We start from the raw sequence: 25658 nt of genomic DNA, 5'->3' as shown, positions 1-25658 counted from the left end.
AAATTGGCGAAACTATAATCAGAGGAGCGCTGCGGCATGTCTGCCAGTCGCTCCTTATATAATGCCTGCTTTGCTAATGTAATCGGTTCAAATAGTAACGACATAGACTCTCTTTTGATTTATTGTCATGTTTTGCATAAAAACAGTCATTCTATCAACCTGACGACTACAACTGCCTGTCAATGGTTTTTTGAATTTCTTGAATGCGCAGCACAAGTGGTGGATGCGAATAATGCAAAAATGTGTACAGAGGATGCGGGGTTAAGTTAGACAGATTATGAACAGAAAGATTTTTTAAAGCTGAAATCAATTCAGGCCCCAGACCACTGGTGTTAACTGCAAAACGATCCGCCTCAAACTCATTTTTCCGAGAGAGCATGTTCATACAAATCGACAAAACCATTTCGATAGGAGTCAAAAGCATTCCAAAGAATACGAGACCTGAATAGACGGATTGTTTCTCCATGTAAAAGGCCTCATACAGGCCTGCGTGTTGGAGAAAAATTGAGAGCAAAAAAAACATGACTCCCGTCTGCACCATGCTGATCACCATACCCTGCAAAATATGTTTTTTCTTGTAATGACCTATCTCGTGGGCCAAAATAGCGACAAGTTCGCCGACGCTGTGCTTTTCTATCAGCGTATCAAAGAGTGCGATGCGCTTGTTTTTGCCAAAACCGGTAAAAAAAGCATTCGACTTACTGGAACGTTTTGAGCCATCCATAACAAAAACATTTTGTAAGGAAAACGACACAGACTGCGCGTATTTCATTATTTTTTGCTTCAACTCGCACTCATCAAGCGGCTTGAACTTGTTAAATAAAGGCATAATCCAGGTAGGCGCTATAAATTGAACTAAAAGCGTGAAAACTGCCACCCCAACCCAACAATAAAACCAGGCATATGTGCCAGCCCAATCAAAGAAAAAAAGAACCAGTGCCAACAGAGGGCCCCCAAGCACGACACTTAAGGCCAACCCTTTAAGGAGATCTGAAACAAAAACCCCGGGAGTTGTTCGATTAAAGCCAAAGCGTTCTTCGATAACAAAGGTTGAATACAGTGAAAACGGCAGAGAGATAACCATTTTAGCCAGAAGTAGCGCCCCAATAAACAGCAGCCCATTTATAATCGCCCCATATCCAAACCCCCTGATATATTTATCGAGCAGGTTGAATCCCCCTGAAAACCAGAACCCCAGCATAACCAGCAGATCAAATAAACCCGTCACCATGCCGAATTGACTCTGTGATTGAGTGTAGCGCTGTGACTTTGCATACTTCTCGGCATCGTAAACATCGCGGAAATCAGCCGGTAAGGGTATTCCCAACCTCTTTAAATTTAAAATTTCAGCGACAAAACTGATGACAAGATTGGCAAAGAGCGCTGACAAAATAATAATCGCGTAAAAATTCATTTAAGACTGAGCCTGCTGAGAATTAAGAAGTGTTGAAGTTACAGGACGTTAATCGTTGTACTGAACCAAAAAAGGGAGTAGCCGTCTGCGAATGGTCTGGCAAAGATGACAAACTTTTCCTTACAGGTCAAGAAGTTATTCCCTACAAGGTATCTCTGACAAGAGTTATAACCAGTCGCTTATTTCGCGTAAAAATCATTGATTACTGATCCAACTTTGAGTAGTTTCATTAGCCAAACCGCCACATAAATTTTAACTATTCTATTCTTTCACAAATAGCAGGAAAAATTATGCACGATCTTAGTCTTCTCGGAATGTTTCTCTCTGCCGGCCCGATGGTCAAATTTGTCATGTTGATGTTGCTGACATTTTCCATAGGGTCCTGGTATATCATTTTCATGAAAATAATTTTGTTTAAAAAAGTTCGTGTTGAGTCTGAATCTTTTCTTACCATGTTCTGGAAGAGCAAAAATCTGGCTGAGGCAGCCAAATCCTCAAGCGAATCTCCGCTAAGCCCCGAAGGGCAGATTTTTTTACTGGGTTATAATGAACTGCAAAAAATCAGCCGCTTTAAATCGGCCAAGGAAAGCGGCTCCGATGCTACCCTTGAAATGCGGCTGGCAGGGATGGACAACCTGAAACGCGCCCTCGTCAAGGCCGAAACATCTGAAGCTGAACGCCTTGGCAAATCACTGAACATATTAGCAACCACAGGAAGCGCTACCCCTTTCATAGGTCTTTTTGGCACTGTCTGGGGAATCATGACATCTTTCCAGGATATCGGTCAGCGTGGTTCCGCCTCTCTAGCCGTTGTTGCCCCCGGCATTTCAGAGGCTCTTGTCGCCACCGCCGCAGGCTTGGCCGTGGCTATTCCGGCAGTTATCTTCTTCAATTATTTTTCCACACAGCTTACAGATTTCGAAAATGATATGCAGAATTTTTCATCAGATTTTCTAAATCTTGTTGAACGCGATTTAATCTCAAAAAAATAATTGTATAAAACATTTAATCCATCGAAAGTTACAAATAATGGGCCCTTTACGAAAAAACTCAAAACACCAGGTTATCTCTGACATCAACGTCACACCATTTGTGGATGTCATGCTGGTGTTGCTTATCATTTTTATGGTCACAGCCCCGATGATGACTCAGGGCGTAGATGTCGATCTCCCTGAGACAACCTCAAAGGCTCTTAAGCAAGATGACAAACCAATTGTTATTACCATCAACAAAACAGGCGACATTTACTTTAATCGAATCAAGGGCAACCGGAAGCTGCTCAAACAACAACTCCTGGATGTCGCAAGTGACGGTGGAACCGACCGCTCTGTTTTCCTGAAGGCCGACAAGAATGTACAGTATGGCCTGGTAGTAGCCGTTATGGCAGATATAAAAGAAGCAGGTTTTAAAAAGCTGGGGATGATCACCCAACCCCAAGATCAAAGATAGTTCAATGAGTTTTTCCGGTCACACTGCAGCCCTTTATCTGAACAGAATTGGCCCCATACGGTGGATGCCCCTTCTGCTTACCGTCGGAGTCCATTTTCTGACCTTCATCCTGCTACTGTTTCCACCGACCTTTTTTATACCCGACAGAGATATTCCTGAAATTCAGACTATCAACCTGTTTACAGTCGAAGAGTTTGAACAGAAAACCCAGACACCGCCTCCGCCGGTTGCGAAGCCACCCAGGGAGGAACCACCTGTACCTCAAGAAAATCTACAATCCATTGCCACAGAAACCCCACCTCCCAGCCAATCAAGCCCTGCAGAGGTCATATCGCTTCACCCTCGGCGCGTGAAAAAGAAAATAGTCCAGGAAGTTGTTGAGCCAAAACCACCATTAAAACAGGACATTAAGCGCCAAAATGCCATTGAAAGGATACAGTCTCAAGTAAACCAAAAAAAAGAAGAGCAACAACTCAAACATAATCTTGCTCGACTGAGAGACTCATTGCATAGCAGTGTAAAAGATTCACCCCAAGAGTCACAGGCGGAAGATAGCAACCAACAACAGCCAACAGCGCCCGCATCACAAGGCGAAAACGCCCGAATTAATGCAGCGGAACGGAGCTATTTCATTGCTGTACAGCGCCGAATCCTCGACAACTGGGCGTTACCAAAAACTCAGGACTGGGACAGTAATCTTGAAGCTCTTGTAATAATTTATATAAGTAAAACTGGTGTCATATCAAAAACAGTCTTTGAAAAAAAATCAAAAAATGTCTACTTTAACCAATACGTTGAAAAAACAATTCGGGCTGCTGCCCCTATGCCGCCAATACCCTCGGCACTTAAAAAAAATACCCTTGAGATTGGCTTACGCTTCAAACCAAGTGGACTCTTTTAAAATATGAACTCTATGAATGCACTCTCCAAAGCACTCCTTTGTATATGGGCAACGCTGCTCTTCTGCGCTTCGCCGGCGGCTGCACGTATCTACCTTGACATCACCTCAGCTGACCTTAGAAAACTGCCCATCGCAGTACCTTATTTTATCGACACAAACGACCCGGCAGCCATCACTGAGAAGGGCAAGGATTTTGCGACACTTCTCGGCAAGGCTTTAACCTTTCACGGCTTTGTTTCCATTATCCCAGCAAACACATACAATAACGACAGAAGTACGAACTGGCCCAGCGTCGGAGCTGACTTTGCAGTGTTAGCAAATTACGACACCAACGCCAACGGTGTTACTATGGAGTTACGTTTTATTGACGCCCACAACAATAAGATGCTGGCTGGAAAGCGTTATAAAGCTCCATGGTCGAAGATCAACACTTTCGTCTTGAAATTTGCCGATGAAGTCGTGCTAAAGTTGAGTGGTGAAAATGGTATCAGTAACAGTCAGATTGCCTTTGTAGCCGATCAGTCAGGTCAGAAAGAGATTTATGTGGCCGACATTCTTGGCGAGAATATCAGGCAGGTCACACGACATAAAAATCTTACAGTGTCACCACGTTTCTCTGCCGATGGCGAAAGACTCGCTTATACAACCTATCATCGCGGCAACCCGAACCTCTACATCACAGATCTATCACAAAGTAAAAAAACTAAGGCCATATCCTGGCACAATGGCTTAAATATTGCCGGAGGATGGTCACCAAATGGCAAACAACTTGTTACAACTTTGAGTAAGGACGGAAACCCGGACCTTTATCTCATGGCCACTAACGGTACGGTACTTAATAGACTCACTCACAACGAGGGTCTAAATGTCTCTGGATCCTGGTCGCCAGATGGCAGCAAAATTGTTTTTGTATCTGACAGAAGTGGAAACCCACAATTATACATCATGAATCTCACAAATAAAAAGGTCAACCGTCTTACCTTTTATGGCGATGAGAACACAACACCTAGTTGGTCGCCTCAAGGCGATTTAATTGCATATACCGGTCGGGACAACGGCAACCACCACCTTTTCGTGATCCCGCCGGAAGGTGGCAGCCCCACCAAGATAACAGAGTTCTGGGGAAACTATGAATCTCCGTCCTGGTCCCCGGATGGCCGCCAGCTTGTTTTCTCTCGAACCAGGAATGACAAGCAGCAACTTTGCCGTATTTTTCTCTATGGAAAAGAGATTACCCCGATGTTTACACTTAATGGCAACCAGACTTACCCACAGTGGTCACCCCGCATAGACTACAATTAGCAACAACATTATGGAGAGTCATCATGACTAAAAAATATTTTCTTAGATCAGTACTTCTTTCAACCGTCTTGATGCTCGTGCAATGCGTTCCAGCAAAAGATATTAACAGCATTGACCTGCGCATTCGAAACCTAGACAGCAGAATCGTCAAGCTGGACAAAACCATTGATAAATTCGAAGGCAAAGGACAAGACAACCCTATCGACACGCTTCAGCGGAACCAGGCTGATATGGCCAACATGCTGGACAAACTTAACAGTGAGGTTTTACAGCTTAAGGCTGAAATTGAGGAAAACTCACATTTTTATGCTAAACTTGGCAGAGAAAATTCCGAGTTCAAGTCATCCATCGAAATGAAGGTTACTGACCTCTCTGAACAAATATCGGTACTCGCCGACCAGATGAACCAAACCTCTGACAAGTTGGTTACAATTCAGAAAGAAACTGAATCCTCCGCCTTACAAGTTAAAGCAGCCCAAGAACGGGCTCTAGCAGCCGAAAAAGAGGCGGAGCGTGCAAAAGCAATTGCATCTACCCCTAAAGATACCGGTCGTCGGGAGATCGTTCCAGACCAGACAAAACTTTCTCCAAAAGAGAAAGAGGAAATTGACCAATCTGCTGGGGCCTCAGGTCAAGGACCCGGCAAAGAGATTTACGATGAAGCGCTTTCTCTTTTTCGTTCCAGCAAGTTCAATGAGGCCTACAGAACATTCACAGAATATATTGAGAAATTTCCAACCGGGAAAATGGCTCCTAACGCGCGCTTCTGGCTGGGAGACTGCTATTACAGCCAACAGGAATATGAACTTGCCATTCTTGAATATCAAAAAGTTATTGCAGACTTCCCAAGCCACGCAAAAGCGCCAGCCGCCTTACTGAAGCAAGGGCTTGCCTTTGAGAAGCTTAACGATAAAGAGACCGCGACTATCGTATACCGCAAACTTCTTGATGACTACCCGAAGAGCGAACAGGTTAAAACAGTCACAAAACGAATCGAATCGCTCAAGTAATCTTGATCAAGCACACTAACCAGATCAAATGGAAGATTGCTTTTTTAAAATTGATGTGCTAATAAATCGAATCTAATTTTGCAACAATGCCTGGGTGGCGGAACTGGTAGACGCAAGGGACTTAAAATCCCTCGGGGTTTATCCCTGTACGAGTTCGATTCTCGTCCTAGGCACCAATAAAGACGGGGCTTTCCAAGAAACTGGGTATCCCTATTTTTATTTCATATTTTGTCCCGTTAGATGCCGGTCAGATGAAATCGGTGAATTTTGATCAATAAATATCAATATCAGCTGGTAGCTCAGATGGATAAAGCGCAGGTCTCCGAAGCCTGAAGCAGTAGGCCAGAATCCCTTGCCAATTACAAAAAAATCCCCCACACAAATTAATGTGCAGGGGATTGAACTAACACCTCTATAATATCTATAAGCTCAGGTTATCTGTTTCACCTTCTTGCTTGTTCTGCTTTACCCTTTGCTCGATAATCTGCTGCCGTAGTTGCTCGAAATACTTTGTTGATGCGTCAACCGTTAATTCTTTACGATGCACCATCTCACACAAACCGATCCGCATGTAGCAAATAAGCAGCCAACTACATTTTACTACTGAGTTAACTTTTACGCTCAAATATCTAGCGCTTAAAGCTTCGGTTGATTTTTAAATAAGCTTCTGTTGGAGTTTATGCGCGGAGTGTTACTCAAGGAGAATATCAGCAGTATGTTATGCTTGGGTAGCGTGTCAATCTCGATAGCACCTTGACTTTTAGGGTGGACAGAAAAGATAAGAGCAGAAGTTCACAACTTGACCTTTGTAACGTCTTGATAACCTGCCACGGGTAGCCAGCAATGAGCTTGATTAACGCCGAAACCTTGGCAGCACCAATGAGCTTCGATTTGACTATGTGGTAGTGGTCAGCGTTTATTAAATTGTTCGGCGATTTATGCCGTTTAATTCCTATATTGCCCATTTTGGCCCCAAAAACGAATTCGGGGTCTAGTAATATCAACTACTTACACAACTAGCAGGTCGGCATTTCGTTATTAAATCAGCAAGTTAGCGTGGCCAGACCCCGTGTTGCCACCAGAATTCAAAAAAAATAATTTACATGAGGCCATCGCCGAGTTTTGCCCTTGTAGACTTGCCCGGTCGATAGCTTATGTCAAATATCCAGTTTAACTGGCATAATCATTGTTATACTGAGGATTCTGGTTTAAATTAACGCAAATAACTATAAACTTTCCGTCCTTTGCGCCTTAAGCGAAGCGGGCGGTTATCAAAAAAACTAGTAAGGAAATGTACTATGATCATACCTGTTCACGCCGCCACCGATGCTGGTAGAATTACCATCGAGGCCCTGAGGGATCGTTTCCAGTCAAGTGGCAACGACTGTCAGCAGATAGTCGAAAATATCATCAGCGATATCCGTTCAAATGGTGACACGGCCCTCATAAACTACACCAACCAGTTTGACTCACCCAAACTGACCATTGCCAATATACGAGTTTCTGAGGCTGAATTTCAGAGCGCTGCCAGAACTGTCAGCACGGCCTTCCAAGCCACCCTGGACAAGGCAATTGAGCGCATCTGGTCGTTTCATGAGCACGAAAAAGAAGAGTCATGGATGGTAACCCGTGAAGACGGCACCATAATCGGTCGACTTGTCAACCCGGTTGATTCGGCAGGGCTCTATGTTCCGGGTGGTCAGGGAGGAAAAACGCCGCTGGTTTCTTCGGTTTTAATGAATGGCATTCCAGCCGCTATTGCTGGCGTTAAACGAAGGGTTATGCTTACCCCTGCCGACAAAGATGGCAACATAAACCCTGCCCTCCTCTGCGCTGCCCAAAAAATCGGCATCACCGAGCTCTACAAAGCCGGCAGCGCCTGGGGAATTGCCGCCCTTGCCTATGGCACCGAGTCCATTGCCCCGGTTGATGTAGTCGTCGGCCCCGGCAACCAGTACGTCACCGAGGCCAAAAAACAAGTCTCCGGCAAGGTGCGAATTGACATGATTGCCGGCCCCAGTGAAATCCTGATCATTGCCGACGACTCTGCCAACCCTGCCTTTATTGCCGCTGACATGCTGGCCCAGGCTGAGCACGACCCGATGGCCTTGGCAATGGTTGTGACAACCTCCCAGAATCTGGCCGCTGAAATTACCAGCCAACTGGAGCTGTTATTACCACGTCTTTCTCGTGAGGATATAGCCAGAAAGTCGTTGACTGATCGAGGCGTCATCATTATCGCAGACAACACCGACAAGGCCATTGAAATTGCCAATCTTCTGGCGGCAGAGCATCTTGAGTTAATGCTGAATGATCCCTACAAATGGATGACCAGAATCAGACATGCCGGAGCCATATTCTTAGGGAACAACTCGCCGGAAGCCACCGGCGACTATCTTGCCGGCCCTAACCACGTCTTGCCGACAATGGGGACAGCCCGCTATTCATCGGCCCTTGGTGTCGAGACCTTTCTTAAAAAAAGCAGTCTGATCTCATACTCCAGAGAGGCCTTACTCAGTGACGCTGATGATATTCAGGCCCTGGCCAACCTAGAGGGTCTTTCGGCCCACGCCCTTTCGGTTAAAATCCGTGTTGACAATGCTTAGGCACCATATTCCGTTCAAACGAGAGCTTAACGTAACATCATGATTTCTAAAGAGCAAACCCTGAGCCACTTAAGAAAGGGGCTTGCGCAACTTGATATTGAGCTGCCGTCACCAGCTATCTGTGAACAACTGTACCAGTATTTTGCAGAACTTCTTAAATGGAGCCCCAAAGTTAATCTGGTGGCAAAGGGCCCGGAACTTGAGTTACTGGAAACGCATTTTATTGACAGCCTTACTCTGGTTCCAATTCTAAAAAAATATCTCCACGATGACAACTCCCACAACTTGCTAGATATCGGCAGCGGCGCCGGTTTCCCCGGTCTTGTCCTTAAAATTACGTTCCCCGATCTGCCAGTCACTCTTGTTGAACCACGCCAGAAACGAACCGTATTTTTATGACACGTCGTACGATCGTTAAAACTTGATAAGGTTTTGATTTTAGAAGAACGAATTGACAAAAATGATCAGGTGTTCGCTAAAAAACACGGTCAGTTTTCCCTCATAACCTGTAGGGCTCTAACCAAAATTCAGGACTTTCTTGAGATGACTCCCCAGATCGCAACTCCCCACGCCAGAATTCTTTTCATGAAGGGCCCCAAGGCCGCAGATGAAATCAAAACCTGGCAGACTGCCCCCGGCCCCTTTGAGCTGGAGTCGATATCATCTCTAGCCCTGCCCTTTTCCGGGGCTGACAGATCGCTGGTCATCTTTTCAAAAACAGACGAGACCCCGGTCTCACACTAGCCGCCATGGCAGATCAGCCCACCAGCCCCAAAGACAGCAAAGCTATTGCTGCGCAGATATGTAAACTTTCAGAATTTAACACCACAAATGCCAACGACCTTGTTCTTCACTTTCAAACATTGATCAGTGCCCACATGAGCAAAGCCTTTATGGAAGCGCCCGGCTTATACTTTCCGAAGCTGGACCTCTACGTTATTTCCACCTCTGGCCTGAGCAGAGGCCACGCCTCCCTTCACAAGTCAATCGAACACCTCATCCCCGAGGATAAACGTCTTTGTTATGCCTTTGTTCTCTATCCCGGCAGTTTCATCCGCGCCTGCCTTGACAAGGTTCTGCGCAAGACCGCCAAGACCGTTGCCAAAGATATCCTCATCTCAATGGAAAATGTCTTCAACCGTAAATGGCACAAAACTGTGCTCGTTGATTCAGACATCGAAAAAGAGCTTATTGCTTTACTCAAAAATAATATACAATAAGTTTGAACACAGTGTTGGCCTTTAGCTTTTACCGGCAGCCAACTGAGCGCAGCTTGATTACAAGGGGGAGAATCTATGAACAGGTGGTATGACAGATACGAGAAACTCGGGGCATTTATTGAAGGCATGAAAGACATGGCGACAGGTCAGAGAGACCAACTGGTGCGGGGTATTATGAGCATCATGCGTAAACGCAGCCCAGACCTCCTTGAGAATTTTGTGCTTGATTTCCCCCTCGATCTCTCAAGACAACGCTGGTACGACCGCGACCCCTACCTATGGCTAACAATTAATGGCCTGCAGCACGCAGAGATTGATCTTTTGGAAACCGTCACAAACTATCTTGAAGAGGAGTACACAAAGCACAAATTATAGGACAAAGAAAGACTAATCGATTTCAACCTTAAAGCGCCTGTTATCAGCCAGCAGGACTATTCCAAGCGGTGTAATCTGTTCAAGCTTGATCTCCCTTTCGAGATTCTGCCCTTCCCGTAGAACTTTTCCGTTCACGCTGACAATACGTTCCGATGGTATACGAGTGTAAACATGAAACGATATATGAATTTCCGGAAGCTTACTTTGAACGGCGTCGGGCAACTGGTAATAGTAAGGGATTCGGGCAAGTGCCTTTTCGTCTGACTCTTTTTCCTTTTCAAGCTTATACTCCTCAACCAGATCATCCTCAGCCACAGCCTCTTCCTCCTCAGGAGTCAGCATGCCGCCAACAACTCGCAGGTCCTGCTCATTCGAGTCAAGGGTTTCAGTTACCCCGTCAAGACCGTCCTCCTCCTGTTGTTCAGCATCCCCTGACGCTTGAGCCAGAGCATCTCTTTCAATAGTTTCAGCTGAATCCCTATCTGCAGCTACTTCCGGCTGGCTAGCGTTTTGCTTCGCCACCACGGCCTCAGCTTTAGAAGAACCACTATCTGCAGGTGGAGCTTGCTCGACGGCCAACTGCACCGGCGCAGAAGCAAGAATAGCATCCAGCTCTGTTTCTTCCACCTCTTCAGATACAGCCTCAGGGTCAAGCGCTTGCTCGCTGTCGACCTCTCCCTCAGGTTGAGACTCAGCCGTTTCGTCAACTCGCCTATTTTCAGTGGCGGTGTGCCCTGCAACAGCTGCTTCCTCTGCTGGCTGATCTCCCATGTTCGTCTGCACTTCATCCTGAGGAACTACTGCGGAGGCTTCATCGTGCCGCACCGAATCACCAACATCACCAACCACACCACTGTCTGCCACAACAGCAACCGGAGCACCCTCCTTAACAGAGGGGAGCAGCCACCAGCCAATCAGACCCGCATTGACGAATAAAGCAAGGGCCGCCCAGTAAGGCCACAGGGATCGTTTCCCTTCAGCAAAAAATGCCCCATGCTCAGAACTAACATCAGGAACACTTCCAAGCTTCCGCTTCTGATCTGCTTTTTTTATGGCCTCAAGAATATATGACATTTCTGCTCATTTTTTTAGGAATGGGACCTCGGCCCCGGATAATGAATTGACCACAATCAACGTCTCTTTTCCGGCAATACCATCAGGAACAAGATTATTCCGACGCTGGAGATTTTTGATTGCACGGATATGTTCCGACCCATAAACTTTGCTGGAAGCTGTATCAATGTACCCTGTCCCTTCAATTTTTGCGAGCTGCCCTGAAAGCCAGGCAACAACCTGACCAGTCTGACCTCCGCGAACAGAACCCCTATAACCAGGCGGCGGTTGCCACAGGATAACAGAACCACCAGCCCAGTGTTTTGAAAGCTCCGAAAAATCAGCTTGCATGGCCTGCCCGTTTATCTCGAGAGTGGCGACATCTCCCTGCACACCAGTAAGTGCTGCAAAAAACGCCTTCCCCTGTTCATTTTTCATGTGCAGTACCGCAGGTCTGTTCAAGGTAAGCAGATTTTCCAGGTCGCTCTGCTTGGCAATACAGCGAAGCCCTTTTTCTTCAGCGAACTGACAGGGCCACTGGCCAGCCATGGGAGGTTCAAAACCCCACAGCCTCAGAAGGGCCGCAAAAGCCGCCTCCTCAGATTTAAGAAGCGCTTTTCCTGTCGGCCAGACGGCTTTCGCCAGGGGCTTCATTTCAGGCTCTTTCACTGAAGCATATTCAATAACTTTCTCAAGCTTGACCTCAGGGGCCCCAACCTCGGGCAGCGCATTGGCCAAGGGGCCGTCGGGCTCCTGGGGTGAAATAGTGCGGATAAGTAACAGAAGAACTGCACAAACCGCAACGGTTACAACGGCAATTAGCCAGCGAGGGATCATGGGCAGAGCCGCTACTTTCCCGCCCAAAACTTCCTGAGCAGCAACAGTCAACAATGACTTGTCAACCCGCCTGACCCCTTTGCTGTAGGCCGCCAACAGGGAACGGTCACAAACCGTATTAATCAGTCGTGGAATTCCTGCCGTGTATCGATAGAGCGCCTTCAGACTTGCCGCTGAAAAACTGTCCTGAGGCATTTTCGCTACCGCAAGGCGGTGCAAAACATACTCAGCACTGTCCTTTTCACTTAAAGGGCCAAGATGACAACGGGCAGATACCCGCTGGGCAAGCTGCCTCAGCTCTGGTTTTTGCAGTTTGACCCCCAACTCCGGCTGCCCTAACAGAATAATCTGCAACAACTTTTTCTGATTGGTTTCCAAATTGGTAAGAAGCCGAATCTGCTCAAGTGTATCAACACTTAAGTTCTGCGCCTCATCAATGATCAAGGCCGCATTCTTTCCATCAGCGTGGATAGAAAGCAAAAACTTATTTAACAGATCAATGAGTTCCTTGATGCTTGATTTTTCCGGGTACGCAATTCCAAACTCCTCGCAGATTGTGGCAAGAAGTTCGAGGCTGGACAATTTAGGCTGCAGAATATAGGCAATTGCGGTTGTATCTGAGGCTAATTCGAGCAGACATCGACAGACAGTCGTTTTGCCGGTACCGACTTCACCCGTCAGGAGAACGAACCCCCCTTCTTCTTCGAGACCATATCGCAGATGCGCCAGCGCCTCCCGATGCCCCTCACTCATAAACAAAAAATGGGGGTCAGGTGCAATGGAAAATGGCTTTTGCTGAATACCGAAAAACTCTTTATACACCTTTCAGATAACCATGGTCGGCAGAGCCGCACGTTTTAATTTAGCAGTAAGTTATTCCACGGCGCCGCGTATCGTCCTTACGCGACTAAAGATCGAAATAACGGAGGGGAAACAGTTTCAGCCCGCAGCCATTCGCAACATTTCAAGGTAGGGGCCAAACAAGTCGTTATAGTCTTGCATTCCTTTTCTAAGAATAATATCTATATGCTCGATTTCGCTGTCATTCACAACAACATTTGCGCTATGAGCCAAGGCCTCAAGATCATAAAGCGTGCTAAACTGTCCACCAACCAGCACATAATAGATAGATCGCCTGATACTCATTGGCATACCTTCCATGTATTTGTGGAACTTGGAGTCAGCAAGATCACCATCAAACTCTGAATGCAAAACAACAGCTGCCACAGGGACAAAACGCATTTGCGTCATGGCATCCTCAGCTGATTCCGGGAATTCCGGTTTATAGCCCAACTCTGAGAAGGCCTTTTCAACAGCATCTTTCCCTAGGCCATCGGGCATAAGGATTAGAACTTTTAAGACATCTTCAACCACTTCCTCCTCAGAATACATTCCACCGACCAGCCAGCTGATATCCGGATAGGCCGGCGGTTCAATACCGACCGCTTTCGCCTCGGCTATAGAGGACGACACAACCTTTTCACCCTGTGTCTGAACTTTTTTATCGTCGGTGGCAAGAGCGCCTGATTTAGTCAGGCGAATGGCCTCTTTACAGTGGGGACAGCCAAGCTTAAGCGTACCGGAATTCAAATTTGCCAAGGCAGCTTTGATTTTATCCTGTTGCGCTTCACTCAACTCTAAAACTTTTTCACAATGCGGACATTGAGATATCATCAGGCGTCCTCCTCTTCTGGAAAGGGAAAAAGGTGTAAGGGAAAACAGCTAACAGCCAATAGCGCCCCCATCACTACCTGAAATTTGCAAATGGATCTTCCTCTCCCTGATCCATTGCAAGTCCCTGAATAGAGGTGGTGGTTTCACCCTTTTCGGCTTTAATATGGTCAAGGCCTCGATTCATAGCACTCTTCCTGGAACAATACCCCATAGCAATCTCTTCGGTAATTAGTCCACCCTTATACAGTTCCAGTATATGCTGATCAAAAGTCTGCATACCCAGGGCATGACCATCTTCAATGATATCGTAAAACGATTTACCCTCAGACTCTCCGTTGAGGATAGCATCCACAACCCGAAGGTTCATACCCATTACCTCAAGCGCCGCAACTCGGCCACCGCCAATTTTGGGCAACAGTCTCTGGCCAACCACCCAGCGCAGGGTGTCAACCAGGCGATAGCGGATCTGAGTCTGCTCTTCCTGCTCAAACATGCCCAGACACCGGTTAACCGCCTGACCGGCATCGACGGTATGAAGGGTACTCATCACCAGATGCCCTGTTTCTGCGGCCGTTAAGCCTATCTCCATGGTCTCTCTATCACGCATCTCACCAACCAGTATAACCTTGGGCGCCTGCCGAAGTGCCGCCCGCAGGCCATTGGAAAACGAATCAAAATCGTTACCGAGTTCCCGCTGGTTAAAGGGGGCCTTAATGTGCGGGTGCTCAAACTCAATAGGATCTTCCAAGGTTACGATATGCACACTGCGATCCTCATTAATCGCCCGAAGCAGGGCCGCAAGGGTGGTCGATTTACCTGAACCGGTCGAACCAGTCACCAAGATAAAACCGTTGAGCTCCTTGGGCATTTTATTAAAAACCGGCGGCAGATTGAGACTGGCAATGGTTGGAATCTCTGTCGGCAGAATTCTGAGTACAGTGGAGAGATTGCCTTTCTGGGAAAAGATATTCACCCTGAACCGGGCCTTATCACCTAAAGAATAGGAAAGGTCGCAGGAGCCATTTTCGGCAAGATCCTGCAGAAGCCTTTTATTGCCGCCGATGATATTCATTGCAAACACTTCTGCCTGAAATGGCGTTAATTTTTTCACCGGGGGAGTAACCGTGACCGGGCTTAAAACTCCTGAGGATTCAATCTGCAGAGCCTTACCAACCGTAATATTTAAATCAGAAACATTACCATAGCTTTCCAGCATCGTAGCAATCCAGTAATCAATTTCAGAATGTTTCATAACTCATTCCACATAATTTTAAGGTTAGAGGTTAAAGGCTAAGGGCTAAGGGCTAAGGGCTAAGGGCTATCAGCTACCAGCTATCAGCTATTTCCCAACAATCATATAAAGCCGTGCCGGCTGTTTCATCACGCCCGCTGCTGCCTGGGCATACTCGCCGCTGCCCCAGAAAAAATCCAGCCGCCCCGATCCCGTTATGGCGGCGCCGGTGTCCTGGTGAACAACAAAGCGGGAGAATGAATCCCAACCCAACACCTCTTGATTAGAGGCAAGCAGAGGTTTCGTACTTTCCATAAAAAACAACCCGCCAATTGGATAGCACGAATTATCCAGCGCAATTGATCTCTCTGGCGTTAACACAGAACCCATGCTGCCAATGGGACCAGACTGATTTTCCAACTCAGCCGTTCGAAAAAAAATATACCTCTCATTATAATGAAGAATACGTTGCCTATCGTCAAGATGTTCCTGCAAATATCTCCTGATTTTCGGTAGAGTTACCTCTGCCAAACTCAACCGCCCTTCATCGACTAAAAGCCTGCCAATGCTTCTGTAAGCCCGGCCATTTGAGCCATCAAACAAGACCTGGAGCACAGTTCCATCTTCAAGTTCAGCCAGTCCTGAGCCCTGGACATGAAGTACAAAGGCGTCGACCGGATCTGCCAGAAAAAGAAGTTCCTGACCTGCCAGCAGTTTCTCGGTCTCAATTTCCCTGCGGCTCCAGTAAGGTACATAGCCGCCATCGCTTAATCTGCCGACAGCGCTTACTGTTTTTCCATCGATCCCTTCATTATACTGCACCAAGTCAGCTGGCCGTTTATAGAGTGGGTAAATATAGGGAGGATTGAAGGTTCGACTCGCCTTAAAATACGGCTGAAAATAGCCAGTCGCCAGCAGTTCCGGCTCTCCCTGGCTGTTTAACACCTCACAAACGGTAAATGAATCCCAAACACTCTGATTGAGACTACCATCATCAGTAAGCCACAACAGCTGCTGAAAGTCGATAAGGGTTGTAAGCTGTTCGGCAACTGTATACTCCTTTCCACAGGCAGAAATCATTTCGGCCTGTGGGCGCAGACGTAACGCATCAATGCTTCTCCCGAGGGCCGTGGCTAATGACGAGTAATCGCCGTCAACAAAGAGCGGCAGCCTTGTAATGGCCGAAGGAGTTAAAACCCTCACCCGGCATCTCTCGTACGGTTTGGTGACAATTTTAGCACAGCCGCCAACAATCAGCAGGCAAAGCAGAGCAGAATAGACGGAAAGGTGTTTATAGTTTTTCAAGTTAGCAGGTCAGTAGGTTAAGAGTTCATTGGCACATGGTTTATCGTGCAGTCCTTTAAAATACCTTAATCTTTATCCAAACGCATGATGAAAATAAAGTTAGGTACCATCATACAAGGTTGGCATCAGGAACGAAACCCTACCAACAAACCAATAAACAAAAAAAGTAGTAATTCTACCTATATTTTTCTTGACCTCATCCCCGTCACATTGTTATTTAAGGTGTTATATAAATGACAAATGAGATTTTTATTGGGAAAAGCAACTACTACGTTGTGGTTGCTTTGCTAAATGTTTTTTTCAAGGAGGGTATATGAACGACGACAAGAAAATTGAAAGTCTATCAACTGAAAAACGAGTTTTTAATCCGCCGACAGAAGGTAGAGACAAAGCGTGTGTTAAAAGCATGGAAGAGTACCAGGCCCATTACAAACGCTCAATGGATGACCCCGAAGGCTATTGGGCTGATCGTGCTGAGGAACTTATCTCCTGGGACAAAAAATGGGACACAGTTCTTGATGCGGATCTCCACAAGCCAGAGGTACACTGGTTTAAGGGCGGAAAACTCAATGTTTCATATAACTGCATTGATCGACACTTAACCAATGGCCGTCGTAATAAAGCCGCTTTAATCTGGCAGGGTGAACCAGAAGAGGATGTCAGAGTCTATACATACCAGATGCTGCACACGGAAGTTTGCCGTTTTGCCAATGTGCTCAAAAAACTTGGTGTCAAACGTGGCGATCGTGTTGCCGTTTACCTGCCGATGATTCCAGAACTTGCCATAACATTATTGGCCTGTACTCGAATTGGCGCCATTCACTCTGTGGTTTTTGCCGGCTTTTCAGCTCCGAGCCTGAAAAGCAGAATCAACGACTGCGAAGCCAAAGTTCTGGTAACTGCCGATGCGGTTATTCGAGCCGGCAAAACCATTTCATTAAAAACTAACGTCGACAAAGCCTTAGAAACCTGCCCTTCAGTCCAAAACACGGTTGTTGTTAAGCGCGGCGGCAATGAGATTAATTTCAAAGAAGGCCATGATCTTTGGTACCACGACCTGATGGCAGGCGCTGACATCACCGACAAATGTGAGCCGGAATCAATGGATTCTGAGGATCCTCTATTCATCCTTTACACCAGTGGTAGCACCGGAACCCCAAAAGGCGTTGTCCATACCACTGGCGGTTACCTGACCTATGCAGCACATACCTGCCAATGGGTATTTGATATGAAGGATGACGATGTCTACTACTGCACAGCCGATATCGGCTGGATTACAGGTCATAGCTACATTCTTTACGGCCCCCTGGCGCTTGGCGCCACTTCATTAATGTTCGAAGGCGTGCCAACCTACCCGGGCCCTGACCGTTTCTGGCATATTGTTGACAAATTCAAGGTCAATATCTTCTATACAGCGCCAACTGCTATCCGTGCCTTGATGCGTTTTGGCTCTGAACCAATCGAAAAACACGATCTTTCCTCGCTTCGCATTCTCGGCTCGGTTGGCGAACCAATTAATCCAGAGGCCTGGATGTGGTATCACGAACATATCGGCGCCAGCAAGCTGCCGATTGTCGACACCTGGTGGCAGACCGAAACAGGCGGCATCATGATTTCAGCCCTGCCCTATGCAACACCTACAAAACCCGGCTCAGCAAGTTTGCCTCTGCCCGGAATTGATGCCGCTATTTACAACGAAGAAGGACAAGAAGCTGCCCCTAACGAAGGCGGACGTCTGGTCATCAGAAAACCTTGGCCTTCGATGCTGCGCACCGTTTACAAAAACCCTGAACGTTACAAGAAAACATACTTTTCACGTTTCCCCGGCATTTACGACCCTGAAGACAGTTCCAGAAAGGATGAGGATGGTTACTTCTGGATCATGGGTCGTTTAGATGATGTTATTAACGTTTCCGGTCACCGGCTTGGCACGGCCGAAATTGAATCTGCCCTTGTTTCACACCCCCAAGTTGCCGAAGCTGCAGTAATCGGTGCCCCACATGCGATTAAAGGCCAGACAATTTATGCCTTCGTTACTGTGAATGCCAACGTGAAACCTTCTGACGAGCTTATGAAAGAGTTACGAGCCCATGTACGTAACGAAATTGGCCCAATTGCGACCCCTGAATTCATTCAGTTTGCAGATGGTCTGCCAAAAACTCGATCGGGAAAGATTATGCGCAGGATCCTCAGAAAAGTTTCTGCCGGCCAACATGAAGAACATGATTTTGGCGACACCTCAACCTTGGCGGACCCAAGCGTTGTTGCCGATTTGGTTAAGGGTAATCTGGCACTTCTCAAGAAGTAATTTGTTTGTGTGTTGATTGGTTTACTGGTTATATCGCTTACCAAAAACGAAACATTTCTCGCCACATAAAAAATCCCCCTAAATCCCCCTTTGCAAAGGGGGAGTAGGGGGATTTTTTCTATTTTTCTCAAAGACGCAACAACCGAGGCGTTATTTTCCTTATGTCTGTGTGCTCGGAGTCTACGCTTACCTCCGTGGCAAAAAACAGCCGTTACCGTTTATCCTTTGTAAAAGGTTCACCGTCCCTGAGTTTCTCCGCAAGTTCCGTAACGGCCATGGCATATCTATTGGAGTTATTCCATTTGGTTATTGCCTGAAAATTGGGGTAGCCCGCCACATAGCGCATACCTCCAGTATCATCAAGCTCAAGGCCGACAATAGTCACCACTTTGTCGTCCGGTGATGGTGGCATACTGATCTGCTGGATGGCTTTCACATCTGCCAAAGCAACCAACCCTTTGCGCCCTTTATCATATGCATTTTGTAGTGCCTCACCTTTCAGCTTTGTGCCAATCTCATAATATACCGGTGCCTTGAACACCCAATGGTACCGGTGCAGATAGTTGGCAATACTTGCTAAAACATCTGGCACCGACTCCCACACATCACGCCTGCCGTCTTTATCAAAATCAACGGCATACTCCCTGAAACTTGAGGGAATAAACTGGGTCTGCCCAAAAGCCCCGCCATACGAACCAGTAATTGCAAGCGGATCAACATTGTTTTCTTTACAGAGCACAAGATAGTGAACTAGTTGCTTTCTATAGAAATCCCGCCTTCTGGGATAGGCATCAAACATGGTATTCAAGGTCTGGAACATACTAAACCAGCCTTTGTGCTGGCCATAACGCGACTCGATCCCCCAGATGGCCACGACAATCTCCCGTTCAACGCCCAGCTCTGCCTCAATCCGGTCAAGTAACTCCTTGTTCTCATTTAACTTAACTTTCCCTTCTGCAACAACAGCATCATTTATAAACAAGGGGTGGTATTTGAAATAGGGCTTGGCCTCGGACTGCTTATCCATCAGTTCCAAAACCCGCTTTTTAATAGACACACCATCAAAGAGCTTTTGCAGTTCATCATTGGTGTAATTATGGCGCAAACGCAGCTCTTTAAAAAGACCCACATAGCGATCAGAAGAGAGATCAATTTTCTGGCCATCCTCAACAAGGTCAGCAGCAAGCGGTGCCTTTTTTTCGGCCAAAGCATTGGCTGGCAAAAGAGATACACAAAAGACCGTCACGACTACAGCTGCTATAAAAAAATAATTATTCCTGCACACACTATTCATGGGCTAAAAGTCTCCGTAAATTTTTCAACAAATTCAGCCAGCCTTGCGGCAGACAAGAAATTAACACCCGCAGCAGCAGCCCGCCCACCACCAGTAGGAAAGGCCCGGCATAACCGGTCAGCACCAGCTTTTCTTTCCAGGGGAGCACGCACACTCACCAAATAGGTTCCATCATCATTATCAACAAGCAGCGCATGAGCCAGCTCTGGCCTCTCACGTGCCTTTTCGTTGCTGAACACACCAGCAACCCTTCTGCTCCACGGCTCTGGCGGAAACATAAACACCCTGCCGGAGGCATTGGCGAGGTATGTTTTCTGCGCCCTGGCATTATGCATGTCACTCTTAAAGCCCAAACGCAACTTCTCCATCACCGAGGAAGAACCAATGAAATCAATGGGCGATTCAAAGGGCCTTATGGCCTCATAAAGGGACTGTGGCGCACAGTGCAGATCACTCACCTGCGCACCGTACCCATTATAGTTGAGCAATTCACCCAGCTCTCGAAGCGCCTTGATATCAGTATCTTTAAGCTTTATAGAACCCGCCGCTTCCAAGGCAGCATCATGCAAGTTATCACCAAAGGCACCAACAACAGCCCAAGGTTTATAGCGGCCGCCAAGCAAGGAATCAATAATTAGGGAGGTACAGGTATCGGCACTTGGATCAATATGCGCCTCAAGCAAACCGCTTTTAGGAATTTCACCTGCAAAATGGTGGTCTGCATAAAAAACTGCGACTCCTTTGTTCAAAATTTGAGCAATCGCATCTTTATTGGAATCCATCGAAACATCAAGAACAGTGAGACTATCTGCGGCAGTAACTGACTCCGAGATATGTGACAGAAGCTTCACATCCCGCTTAACACCAGTAACCAAGGTTGACAGCTTTTTGGGCTCTGCTAAGCGAAGTTGGTGTAAGGCACAGATTCCATCAGCATCACCATTAAAAATATCATAATGCATCGTTAAACCCAAACCCTACTGATCTTTTCGATGTTTATTGAAAGTACTTCCGCCTGAATCCAGATTATATAACGTCTGGTTTATACCCAAAATTTTACCCACATCTTCAAAGGTAACAACCAATTGAAACCGATAATCATCGTCAGGAGTGGTTGTGGCCAAAAACTCCAAAGACCAACAATCCGGATCATAAAATACTGTTAGAGAGGCATCCGAGATCCTATCAGCATATAACGAATGGGCCATGCGACCTGAGACCTGAAGCTGCTTTGTAATATTAAGTTGGGCGCTCATATTCAGCTGATTGACAGCCTGGTAGGTCTCGTAGCGATATTCGATGGCAAAGCTGTCCGCCCTCTCAGTCGTATACTGTGAGGTCACCTGGTAATAGGTAACTCCTCTCCCGTACACACTCCAAGCAGTTTTGTAAACCATGGCAAGGCGTTCTATTGGATCAACAACAGTCTCAAACGAAACATCTGAAAACGGCTCTCGCGACTCCGAACCATAAATATCTTTTCGGGCTTCAAGAATATTGTAAGCCTGAGATATATAAAGGTGACCAAATTTTCTGGTTGCAACATTCCCGTCTGTCAGGATGCCAAGCACATCAAAGTCATTGCTGAGACCGTACCCCACAGAATTGACCGCAGACACCTTCCCAACATAATCCGGCATTCCTTCCTGATACTTTGTCGGTGTATAACTGTAGCTGACACTGGGTCTAATCATATGAGTCAAACGCCTAAACGATGGGCTGTTGAAGAAAAAATCCCTCATGAATATTGTTGAGGTTGAAATGCCGAAATTATACATATTTCTTGAGAAAATATTGTTGTCATAACCAGCTTTCACAGCACTGTTATCGTCGACTTTATAAAATGTTTCCTGCAGGCCTATCGAGGCTGTGGTCTCAAGATATGGCGTCAACCTAATGGGTGCGGAAAGCCTGGGTGTCATGTCAATAATGTGTCCGCCGAGGGCGTTTTCCTGCCAATAATAGGCATAGGTTGACCCCCAGGTCAGATCCGTATCTTCCAGAAATTCACGGACTCCAGTTGAACCAAGCTGTTTTTTAAGCACGGGCAGACGCCCTGCAAAATCAACCTTGGGCAGAGTCCAACGGTGATAGGTGGATGGCATATCCGTAGGATCATTTATCAGCCTCACCTCTCCGTTCAAAGAGATATCTGTCCAAGTCCTGTTTAACTGTGCAGTGTTGGTTCGGACATAGGTTGTTTCTGATTCAAAACCACGGCCAAAGGTTTTATTAAACTGCCGATCGCTCTCCTCAAAACCGATCATACCATCGGAAAATTCCTGCAGATAGTCCCGGTCAGAGACTAAGTCCAAATCAAGCTTGCCCAGCATAAAACCAAAATCGTGATCAATTTTACCACGCAGCCACCAACGATTTTCTTCAGTCCGATAGATCCCATCAGACATGTACTCATCTTCGGCTGTGTCCTTTAAGGAATCTTTAAGGTAGTTCATGGCAAAGGTGGCCTTTGAGTTCTCAGCATGCACATAGCGAAATTCTGTGCCGGTAACCACCCCCCGTTCGCTATAGCCCCCGGCATAAAAAGTCAGGTCACTACTTGGAGAAAGATTGACAAAGAGCGGCACTAACAGTCCTGGCCCATCACGCCCGCCATGTGACCATTCGGGGAGCAGAAGCCCTGTTTTTCTTTTTCTGTTGGTTGAAAAGGCAAAATAGGGGGAGTAGAGAACAGGGACATCCTTTACGCGCAGTGTTGCATTAATAAAGTGGGCAAATCCTTCATAGGTGATGTCGCCGGTTGTCCAGCCAAAACTCCAGGGCGGAGCTTTACCATCCTCAGGATCGCATTTGGTAACCCAGCCATCCTCAAGGTGGTAGGTAAGATCCCCGGTTTTCTGGACGCGTTCACCGGCTAAAAACAGGTTGCGCTGGGGAAAATAGATTGTAGTGTTTTCCAGCGTTCCTATGTTGTCGTCAAGACTAAGATTTGCAAGATCTGCGGTGATATGTTCATCATCAGAATCAAGAATGGCATTACCACGAACCTTAACCACATTAAGAACAGGGTCAAGACGAATCCAGTCACCAGTGATAGTTAATGGCTTTTTAGGACGAACCTCTTCGGTTACGACACCATCTTTTTCAGTCTTAATGGTTATGGTTCCACTATCCTGATTTCTGACCAGCACAACATTGCCTTCAGCAATGATGCTTGAAGGGTCATCAAAACGTGATATTTTATCAGCTGTGATTTCCCACGGCGAATCAGAAGACAGTCCGGCCGCAAATGCTGCTTGGCAGACCAAAAAAAATGCCATCAGAAAAGGCATAGCGCGCAACAACAGAGCTGGCATACTCTTCATCAAGTATTCCCCTGGCACACAGCTATCATCCGAGAGTCAAAGTTGAAGCGCACCCTTACCAGATATTCGATGTTCACTATTCGATGTTCGATGTTCAATGTTCAGCTTTTATTTGAATTAACCCTGTAGTACCGCGCCAGTGCTACCGGATGTTACCATCTTGGCATAGCGAGCGGCATAGCCGGTGGTAATTTTGGGCTCCGGCGGCTGCCACTTTGCCTTGCGACGAACCAGTTCATTTTCCGACACATCAAGGATCATTGAGTATTCACGAATATTAATTTTAATTATATCCCCTTCCTCAATAAGACCAATCGGCCCACCTAAGGCGGCCTCAGGCGAAACATGACCAATGCAGGCACCCTGAGTTCCACCACTGAAACGCCCGTCGGTGATAAGCGCCACTGACTTGCCGAGCCCCATCCCAATTATTGCTGAGGTTGGAGAAAGCATCTCCGGCATGCCGGGCCCCCCTTTGGGTCCGCAATAACGGATAACAATAACATCTCCTGGCTTGATCTGGTTGCCAAGAATTGCCTCCTGGGCCTCTTCCTCGGAGTTGTAGACACGGGCAGGGCCAGAGTGTTCCATCATCTCCTCGCTCACAGCAGATCGCTTAACAACAGCGCCATCGGGGGCAAGATTTCCGTATAAAATCGCTATCCCGCCAACAGTATGGTACGGGTCGGCAACGGTTTTAATTACCACACGATTACGCACCTGAACTTTTTCAAGATTTTCACCCAGAGTTTTGCCGGTTACCGTCATTACATCAAGATGCAGACCCGCTTTGGTCTTGCAAAGCTCACTCATAACGGCCGGGACACCACCGGCTTCGTCTAAATCCTGCAGACTATGCGGCCCGCCTGGAATCAAACTACAGACATGGGGTACGCGTTTACTCACCTCATTAAACGATGCAAGGGGCAAATCAACTCCAGCCTCTTTGGCAATGGCCGGCACATGCAGTACTGTATTGGTGGAACAGCCCAAGGCCATATCTACCGACATAGCATTTTCAAACGCTTCTCGGGTTGCAATATCCCGGGGACAGATATTTTTTTCCAACAAGTTCATAATTGACATCCCCGCCTGCTTGGCAAGACGAATACGCGCCGAATAAACCGCAGGGATTGTTCCGTTTCCGGGCAAACCAAGCCCAATGGCCTCAGCAAGACAGTTCATTGAGTTGGCTGTGAACATTCCAGCGCAAGATCCACAACCAGGACAGGCTTTATCTTCAAGTTCATGCAGATCTTCTTCGGTCATTGTCTTGGCTTTTACTTTACCAACTCCTTCAAAGACGCTTACCAGATGCACATCCTTGCCTTGAAAGCGGCCGGTCAACATGGGCCCGCCACTTACCATTAAAGCCGGAATGTTTACCCGCAGCATCGCCATAAGCATACCGGGGGTAACCTTGTCACAGTTAGGAATTAAGACCAAGGCATCAAAGGGATGGGCCATAGCCATAATTTCAACCGAGTCTGCAATAATTTCCCGGCTGGCAAGTGAATATTTCATGCCTTTATGGTTCATGGCAATGCCGTCACAAACACCAATGGTACCAAAACTTATCGGCGTGCCACCCGCCATTCTGATACCTGTCTTGACAGCCTCTAAAATCTTATCAAGGTGAACATGGCCAGGAATTATCTCGTTATGGGCATGCCCAACACCAATAAGGGGCCGATTCAACTCCTCATCACAATAGCCCATAGCCTTCATCAAAGAGCGGTGTGGCGCCCGTTCAATGCCTTTCGTTATCGCGTCACTTCTCATTCGTTCACCTGTTACCAGTAGTAATCAAATCGAGGCCACAGTTACATCTTATGGACCTCAAAAACTGTTTTTAAACAGAGGGTATTAATTTCCTGTCAAATCTACGCGTAGAGGCCTATCGTGTCAAGGCAAAACTCTTCATTCGCCATCCTCACACCCCCCTCACATTACAAACCCACTACTTTCGCAACATCTCTCGTTTATTCAGACTCTAAATCCCCACCCGAAAATTGTATTGTCTCCATGACTGTTTGTCTATGAATGTTTCCGTGTGATTTCGGTGCGTTTCCGTGGCCACAAAAATTTAAAACGTGAAGAGCTCACACGCCTCTTCTTCCTTGTATATGAGGTGATGCTGAGCAGTTACAATAAAGCTATGTTTTATCCTTGAAAAACAGTATATAATAAGCCTGTTTACTCGAATTGCCAAAATACTAGTAGTCTCGCTTCTAACAGAAATGATGAGTAATGTTCCAACACTGGCGCTTACCCTTCCTGAGACCTATAATAAAAATTCAAATATTGAACCCATTATGACCAAAGACGACAAAACAAACACACCCGCACCAGA

21 protein-coding genes and 1 tRNA gene are annotated in these 25658 nt (G+C 46.7%); 12 read left to right on the top strand and 10 right to left on the bottom strand.

Annotated elements, in window-relative coordinates; genetic code table 11:
* Positions 1 to 166: 166 nt before the first annotated feature.
* Positions 167 to 1414, bottom strand: a complete 1248-nt coding sequence (locus HQK80_02370; GenBank protein ID MBF0221064.1) for a M48 family metallopeptidase — start codon at positions 1412 to 1414, stop codon at positions 167 to 169.
* Positions 1415 to 1704: 290 nt separating this feature from the next.
* On the opposite strand from HQK80_02370, the gene tolQ reads away from it, so the two are divergent.
* The 11 genes from tolQ to HQK80_02315 all read left to right on the top strand — a co-directional run bounded on the left by tolQ (position 1705) and on the right by HQK80_02315 (position 10277).
* Complete coding sequence (tolQ, locus tag HQK80_02365; protein MBF0221063.1) at positions 1705 to 2406, top strand: protein TolQ; 702 nt, start codon at positions 1705 to 1707, stop codon at positions 2404 to 2406.
* Positions 2407 to 2443: 37 nt separating this feature from the next.
* Positions 2444 to 2863: a protein TolR gene (tolR, locus tag HQK80_02360; protein MBF0221062.1), complete on the top strand. Its 420-nt coding sequence runs from the start codon at positions 2444 to 2446 to the stop codon at positions 2861 to 2863.
* A gap of 4 nt (positions 2864 to 2867) precedes the next feature.
* Positions 2868 to 3764, top strand: a complete 897-nt coding sequence (locus HQK80_02355; GenBank protein ID MBF0221061.1) for a TonB C-terminal domain-containing protein — start codon at positions 2868 to 2870, stop codon at positions 3762 to 3764.
* Positions 3765 to 3767: 3 nt separating this feature from the next.
* Entirely contained in the window at positions 3768 to 5066 is a 1299-nt protein-coding gene (tolB, locus tag HQK80_02350; protein MBF0221060.1) for a Tol-Pal system beta propeller repeat protein TolB, read from the top strand.
* Between the two features lie 23 nt (positions 5067 to 5089).
* Complete coding sequence (gene ybgF / locus HQK80_02345; GenBank protein MBF0221059.1) at positions 5090 to 6076, top strand: tol-pal system protein YbgF; 987 nt, start codon at positions 5090 to 5092, stop codon at positions 6074 to 6076.
* Between the two features lie 88 nt (positions 6077 to 6164).
* A tRNA-Leu gene (locus HQK80_02340) sits at positions 6165 to 6252 on the top strand.
* Between the two features lie 1122 nt (positions 6253 to 7374).
* Entirely contained in the window at positions 7375 to 8682 is a 1308-nt protein-coding gene (gene hisD / locus HQK80_02335) for a histidinol dehydrogenase (GenBank protein MBF0221058.1), read from the top strand.
* Between the two features lie 39 nt (positions 8683 to 8721).
* Complete coding sequence (locus HQK80_02330; protein ID MBF0221057.1) at positions 8722 to 9081, top strand: class I SAM-dependent methyltransferase; 360 nt, start codon at positions 8722 to 8724, stop codon at positions 9079 to 9081.
* Between the two features lie 33 nt (positions 9082 to 9114).
* On the top strand, positions 9115 to 9426 hold the full coding sequence (locus HQK80_02325) for a class I SAM-dependent methyltransferase (protein ID MBF0221056.1): 312 nt from the start codon (positions 9115 to 9117) through the stop codon (positions 9424 to 9426).
* Positions 9427 to 9431: 5 nt separating this feature from the next.
* On the top strand, positions 9432 to 9902 hold the full coding sequence (locus HQK80_02320; protein MBF0221055.1) for a hypothetical protein: 471 nt from the start codon (positions 9432 to 9434) through the stop codon (positions 9900 to 9902).
* 75 nt (positions 9903 to 9977) lie between these two features.
* Entirely contained in the window at positions 9978 to 10277 is a 300-nt protein-coding gene (locus HQK80_02315; protein ID MBF0221054.1) for a hypothetical protein, read from the top strand.
* A 12-nt stretch (positions 10278 to 10289) separates the two neighbouring features.
* Here the strand turns inward: HQK80_02315 and HQK80_02310 are convergent, their stop codons facing one another.
* The 5 genes from HQK80_02310 to HQK80_02290 form a co-directional block, all read right to left on the bottom strand.
* Entirely contained in the window at positions 10290 to 11351 is a 1062-nt protein-coding gene (locus HQK80_02310) for a general secretion pathway protein GspB (GenBank protein ID MBF0221053.1), read from the bottom strand.
* Positions 11352 to 11357: 6 nt separating this feature from the next.
* On the bottom strand, positions 11358 to 12989 hold the full coding sequence (locus HQK80_02305; GenBank protein MBF0221052.1) for an AAA family ATPase: 1632 nt from the start codon (positions 12987 to 12989) through the stop codon (positions 11358 to 11360).
* Between the two features lie 117 nt (positions 12990 to 13106).
* Positions 13107 to 13841, bottom strand: a complete 735-nt coding sequence (locus tag HQK80_02300; protein ID MBF0221051.1) for a hypothetical protein — start codon at positions 13839 to 13841, stop codon at positions 13107 to 13109.
* 73 nt (positions 13842 to 13914) lie between these two features.
* Entirely contained in the window at positions 13915 to 15093 is a 1179-nt protein-coding gene (locus HQK80_02295) for a PilT/PilU family type 4a pilus ATPase (protein ID MBF0221050.1), read from the bottom strand.
* Between the two features lie 87 nt (positions 15094 to 15180).
* The gene (locus tag HQK80_02290; GenBank protein MBF0221049.1) at positions 15181 to 16377 is read right to left on the bottom strand and encodes a murein transglycosylase A; all 1197 of its coding nucleotides are present in this window, start codon (positions 16375 to 16377) and stop codon (positions 15181 to 15183) included.
* Positions 16378 to 16690: 313 nt separating this feature from the next.
* On the opposite strand from HQK80_02290, the gene acs reads away from it, so the two are divergent.
* On the top strand, positions 16691 to 18685 hold the full coding sequence (gene acs / locus HQK80_02285; protein MBF0221048.1) for an acetate--CoA ligase: 1995 nt from the start codon (positions 16691 to 16693) through the stop codon (positions 18683 to 18685).
* 211 nt (positions 18686 to 18896) lie between these two features.
* Here the strand turns inward: acs and HQK80_02280 are convergent, their stop codons facing one another.
* The 4 genes from HQK80_02280 to ilvD all read right to left on the bottom strand — a co-directional run bounded on the left by HQK80_02280 (position 18897) and on the right by ilvD (position 25087).
* The gene (locus HQK80_02280; protein MBF0221047.1) at positions 18897 to 19979 is read right to left on the bottom strand and encodes a lytic murein transglycosylase; all 1083 of its coding nucleotides are present in this window, start codon (positions 19977 to 19979) and stop codon (positions 18897 to 18899) included.
* Positions 19976 to 20941, bottom strand: a complete 966-nt coding sequence (locus HQK80_02275; protein ID MBF0221046.1) for an acetyltransferase — start codon at positions 20939 to 20941, stop codon at positions 19976 to 19978. Before HQK80_02275 ends, HQK80_02280 begins: the two co-directional genes overlap by 4 nt.
* A gap of 15 nt (positions 20942 to 20956) precedes the next feature.
* On the bottom strand, positions 20957 to 23305 hold the full coding sequence (locus HQK80_02270; protein ID MBF0221045.1) for an LPS-assembly protein LptD: 2349 nt from the start codon (positions 23303 to 23305) through the stop codon (positions 20957 to 20959).
* Between the two features lie 117 nt (positions 23306 to 23422).
* The gene (gene ilvD / locus HQK80_02265) at positions 23423 to 25087 is read right to left on the bottom strand and encodes a dihydroxy-acid dehydratase (protein ID MBF0221044.1); all 1665 of its coding nucleotides are present in this window, start codon (positions 25085 to 25087) and stop codon (positions 23423 to 23425) included.
* Positions 25088 to 25658: the final 571 nt, after the last annotated feature.

The organism is Desulfobulbaceae bacterium, from assembly GCA_015231515.1.
Classification (GTDB): domain Bacteria; phylum Desulfobacterota; class Desulfobulbia; order Desulfobulbales; family VMSU01; genus JADGBM01.
Note: the sequence above shows the minus strand (reverse complement) of the source record. Positions and strands in the feature narration are given on the sequence as shown.